This is a genomic window from Microcystis sp. M113S1 (assembly GCF_020246945.1).
In the GTDB taxonomy this organism is placed as follows: domain Bacteria; phylum Cyanobacteriota; class Cyanobacteriia; order Cyanobacteriales; family Microcystaceae; genus Microcystis.
In genome coordinates this window covers 1-4,830 of record NZ_JADBSA010000038.1, presented here as the reverse complement: position 1 = coordinate 4,830, position 4,830 = coordinate 1, and the positions used below count along the sequence as shown (strand labels likewise).

Below are 4,830 nucleotides of genomic sequence, written 5' to 3'. Positions count from 1 at the left end.
TGATTACCCGTAAGTTTACGGTGGAAGAATACGAAAAAATGACAACCCAGGGAATAATCAAACCCGATGAAAAAGTGGAATTAATTCGAGGAGAAATTATCAAAATGTCACCGATGGGAACCCGTCATGCTGCTGGTATAGCTAGATTAACACAGTTACTTTATCAAAAATTTGGCGATCTTATTCTCTTAGGAGTACAAAATCCGATTAGATTAAATAATAATTCTCAACCAGAACCAGATTTAAGTTTACTAATACCTCGATCGGATTTTTATGTTGCTGCCTATCCTTGTCCTCAAGATATCTATTTAATTATTGAAGTTTCTGATTCTACCATCGATTATGATCGCTATACTAAAATTCCTCTTTATGCGGAAGCAAATATTAAAGAAGTTTGGATTGTCAATCTCAAGGAAGAATGTTTAGAAGTTTATCGCCATCCGCTGCATGGTAGTTATCAAGCTATTCAGAAATATTATCGAGGTGAAAGTATTTTTATTGAATCCTTTCCAGAAATAGAGTTAACTTTAATTGAAATACTCGGTAATATTTGTTAAATTAAATTATAGAGCGTTTCTCATAAAGAGAAAGTATAACCTAATTTGGTATCGACGACCGACGACCGACTCCCCAAAACGAAAAATTCGTACCTCACCATAGAATTACTGAATAGCTGATAGCTGGTAGCTGCGGATTTATAACTTGCGTTCGTAACTTAACAATGTATTTTTTAATAACATTGCCACCGTCATCGGACCGACACCCCCGGGGACAGGAGTAAGATAACTAGCCACTTCTAAAACCCCAGCATAGTCCACATCGCCCACCAAACGGTCAGCGACGCGATTAATCCCCACATCCACTACCACTGCACCGGGTTTTACCATCTCTTTAGTGATTAAATTAGCTTTACCGACAGCAGGTACTAAAATATCGGCACTTCTGGTTATTTCTGCCAGATTTTCTGTGCGCGAGTGAGCAATAGTTACCGTAGCGTTTTCCTCCAATAACATTAAAGCTAAAGGTTTCCCCACTAGAATACTGCGACCCAGCACCACCGCGTGCTTACCGGCTATGGGAATATTATATTCTTTCAGCAGTGCCATGACCCCCGCAGGAGTACAACTGCGGATACAGTCCTCACCCCGCACTAAACCGCCTAAATTGAGAGGATGTAAGCCATCAGCATCTTTTTTCGGGTCAATTTGGTAGAGAAGGGAAACCGCATCTAAATGCTTAGGTAAGGGTAATTGAATTAAAATCCCGTCCACCCGCTCATCTTGATTGAGACGGACAATTTCCGCTAAAATTTCTAGTTCACTTGTATCGGTGGGAAAATGACGACCAAAAGAGGCCATGCCGATTTTAGTACAAGCTTTCTCCTTATTGCGGACATAAACGGCACTAGCGGGATTATCCCCCACCATCAACACCGCTAACCCCGGAGGTCGTCCCATTTGAGATTTTAGCCTCTGGATGCGCTCTCCTAGACCAAGTTGGATTTTTTGAGCTAAGGCTTTCCCGTCGAGAATTTGGCAAGTAGTTACGGACATTCTATGATAATACCGAGAACAAAAATCTTTCGGATCCATTCTATGGTCAAAAAGATTGGCTAATCGCACTCGTTAAGGTTAAAGCAAGAATGTCTATTCAGACTCGTGTAGGGCGCATCGGCAGTTTATTATTATTGCTAGGGTTATTCGGTTGTAGTACCCTTGCTGACCTCGGTATTGCCGTTCCCTACATCGGTGATCCTCCCCTAACAGCGATCGAGCAATTACAGGAAAAACCAAAAGGCGCTTTAGTTTATCTTAGGGGAACCGTGAGCAATTATGCCCCTTTTTTAACTGGAGGAGCCTATCTTTTGCAGGATGGTTCCGGCAAGATTTGGATTCGCACCAATAGCAATAAATTACCCCGTCAAGGCGAAGAAATCGTCATTAAGGGCAAAATTGACTTTGAGGCTATTCCCCAGGGTTCCCAAAGCGTTAACGAATTGTATGTGCTGGAATTAGAACAGATGGATGCAGTAGCAGTTAATTCGGTTCCCACTCCTTCCCCGTCCCCAGAAATTAAACCTTCCCCCACCTCAGAAGTTAAACCCCCAGAAAATAATTCTCCCCCAGTCTCCACTAAACCCCTCGAAAATCCCCGACAGGTGACAATTCCGGGCGCTGCTGAAACAAAACCCCCAGAAACTCCCGTCGTTACCCCCGTTAAACCCAATCCACCCGTGCAACCCGTCGCAGAAGCGATTCCCCCCAAACCCCCCGCAGTGGTTAAACCCGTCCGGGACCCCCTCGATGCTTTCTTTTTACCCCATAAACAAAGGGAGAAAAACAGTAATCAGTAAACAGTAATCAGTAAACAGTAAACAGTAATCAGTAATCAGTAAACAGTAATCAGTAGCGGGGTAAACAGATGGAGAGTAAAGCTTATGACAAAGCTTATAAATTTGCCATTAGGATTGTTAAAGGCTATAAATATTTGTGTGAAACTAAACAAGAATATATTTTGTCAAAACAGCTATTAAGGAGTGGCACTTCAATCGGGGCTAACATTGCCGAGGCTAATGGAGCTATTTCTAAAGCTGATTTTCGAGCTAAAATGTCAATAGCTTATAAGGAGTGTCTAGAAACAAAGTATTGGCTGTCTCTATTGAAAGACACGAATTACATAGAGGAAAGAGCCTTTCAAAGTATCAATGATGACGCAGAGGAAATTGGTAAAATGCTTTGGGCTATTCTAAAAACCTGCCAAGAAAATACCAAAACCCGATAACCGATAACTGATAACTGATAACTGATGATATTCGTTGCTTTGGCGATTTTAGAACAGGACGGTCGATTTTTAATGCAGTTGCGCGACGACATCCCGACGATTCTCTATCCGGGGGTGTGGGGTTTATTTGGTGGTCACTTAGAAGCGGGTGAAAATCCAGAAATAGGGTTAAAACGAGAGTTAAAAGAAGAAATTAACTACGAAGCCCCTAGTTTAGGCTATTTTCGCTCTTATAACGATGATAATCTCTCCCGTTATCTTTATCATGTACCCCTGACCGTGGAATTAGAAAAATTAGTGCAAACCGAAGGGCAAGATTTGGCATTATTACCCCCGGCTGCCATCCTTCAAGGGGAATACTATTCCCAGAAGATTAATCAGACTCGTCCTTTAGGAAAAATTCATCGACAGATATTACTCGATTTTATAGAAGTAGAATTATAGTGGATATTAGAGCCAGACAAGGAACTCCCTAATCTCTAGGGAAGTCGTAGTTAACACTGCTCCTCACCTCCCTCAAAGGCAAAATGCTCCCGCTTTTTGAATGGCTTTATTGAAACGTCAATCTTATTTTGGCTTTGTCTTTATGAACCAGTCGCGTCCCTCGTTCGTTTCCGTGCAGAAACTCCTATCTGGAGGTGCGATCGCTACCCTAGCAGTTAGTTCCCTGATGGTCCTTACCCCCGCAGCCAAAGGGGAAAAACCCTTAGAAGATAACCCGAAAGCAGTCATCGACCAGGTTTGGCAAATTGTTAATAATGAATTTGTAGATCGTAGTTTTCATCAAATTGATTGGCAAAAAAAACGTCAAGAATTGTTAAGCAGAAATTATACTAATCCCCAACAAGCTTACACGGCAATTCGGGAAGCTTTAAAGGATTTGGGCGATACTTATACCCGTTTTTTAACTCCTAGTGAATTTTCTGTCCTCACCAGTCAAACTTCCGGAGAATTATCGGGAATTGGGGTACGTTTAGCCCTCGATAAACGCACTAGCGATCTGGTCGTTGTCGATACGGTGAAAAAATCCCCCGCCAAGGAAGCGGGAATTAAAACAGGCGATCGCCTGATCAGAATTAATGGCAAACCCACCGCTTTAATGACCTTAGAACAAGCAATGGAAGCCCTACAGGGAGAAGTGGGTACTAGCGTTAGTTTACAGCTTGCCCGTCCCGATCAAGAGGTATTTGAAGTGACTTTGACCCGGGTAGATATCGAAATCCCCTCGGTTAGCTATACCCTCAAAGAGGAAGGTGGGGTGAAAGTTGGTTATATCAAACTGGATGAATTTAGTTCCCACGCAGCCGAACAAATGAAACAGGCGATCGAGGAATTAAGTCAACAACAGATATCCGGCTATGTTCTCGATCTGCGGGGCAACCCCGGCGGTTTACTATTTGCTAGTGTCGATATAGCTCGCATGTGGATGAAACAGGGCAAAATCGTTAGCACCATCGATCGACGAGGCGGTGATCGCCAATTTATCGCCAATAACACCGCTATTACCGATTTACCCCTCGTAGTCTTGGTGAATAAAGGTTCCGCCAGCGCCAGCGAAATCCTCGCTGGGGCGCTGAAAGAAAATGGCCGGGCGACTTTAGTGGGTACATCGACTTATGGCAAGAGTACCGTCCAATCGGTACACACCCTCTCCGATGGTTCCGGTTTAGCGGTGACAATTGCCCGTTATTATCCCCCCAACGGCGAAAATATCTACAAAAAAGGCATTAAACCCGATGTGCAGATCGAGTTAACCCAGGAACAACAGCTGCGCTTCCGCGATGATCCTTCTTTATTGGGAACTAAGGATGATCCCCAGTATCAACACGCGATCTCGCTGTTACAATCCCATAGTGTTAAACGTCCTGGCACTAGCAATCTCAATAACCCTTTGAGTAGTCGCGCTGATTGACATCCTCGCCGCCGTAAAACGGACGGCGATTCCTCACCACGCCACCTTTTTAGAATGGTCGCTGAATGGGGTTGACGCGACCCGGGATGCTGCTTCTTTAACAGAAGTCTTACGCTTTCCTCTACGTCCGTTTAAAG

General features: G+C 43.6%; 6 protein-coding genes. 5 read left to right on the top strand and 1 reads right to left on the bottom strand.

What is annotated here, in order from left to right:
* Positions 1–2: 2 nt before the first annotated feature.
* Positions 3–557, top strand: coding sequence for a Uma2 family endonuclease (locus tag IM319_RS02505; protein ID WP_287734512.1), 555 nt, complete (start codon positions 3–5; stop codon positions 555–557).
* Between the two features lie 138 nt (positions 558–695).
* Here IM319_RS02505 and folD read toward each other — a convergent pair whose 3' ends face one another.
* Positions 696–1,553, bottom strand: coding sequence for a bifunctional methylenetetrahydrofolate dehydrogenase/methenyltetrahydrofolate cyclohydrolase FolD (gene folD, locus IM319_RS02500; RefSeq protein ID WP_286824119.1), 858 nt, complete (start codon positions 1,551–1,553; stop codon positions 696–698).
* Positions 1,554–1,642: 89 nt separating this feature from the next.
* On the opposite strand from folD, the gene IM319_RS02495 reads away from it, so the two are divergent.
* From IM319_RS02495 to ctpB, 4 genes are all read left to right on the top strand, one after another.
* The gene (locus tag IM319_RS02495) at positions 1,643–2,353 is read left to right on the top strand and encodes an OB-fold nucleic acid binding domain protein (protein WP_287734511.1); all 711 of its coding nucleotides are present in this window, start codon (positions 1,643–1,645) and stop codon (positions 2,351–2,353) included.
* A gap of 68 nt (positions 2,354–2,421) precedes the next feature.
* Positions 2,422–2,781, top strand: a complete 360-nt coding sequence (locus tag IM319_RS02490) for a four helix bundle protein (RefSeq protein WP_287078386.1) — start codon at positions 2,422–2,424, stop codon at positions 2,779–2,781.
* 24 nt (positions 2,782–2,805) lie between these two features.
* Positions 2,806–3,225, top strand: coding sequence for an NUDIX hydrolase (locus IM319_RS02485; protein ID WP_287684490.1), 420 nt, complete (start codon positions 2,806–2,808; stop codon positions 3,223–3,225).
* Positions 3,226–3,367: 142 nt separating this feature from the next.
* Entirely contained in the window at positions 3,368–4,693 is a 1,326-nt protein-coding gene (gene ctpB / locus IM319_RS02480) for a carboxyl-terminal processing protease CtpB (RefSeq protein WP_353857172.1), read from the top strand.
* Positions 4,694–4,830: the final 137 nt, after the last annotated feature.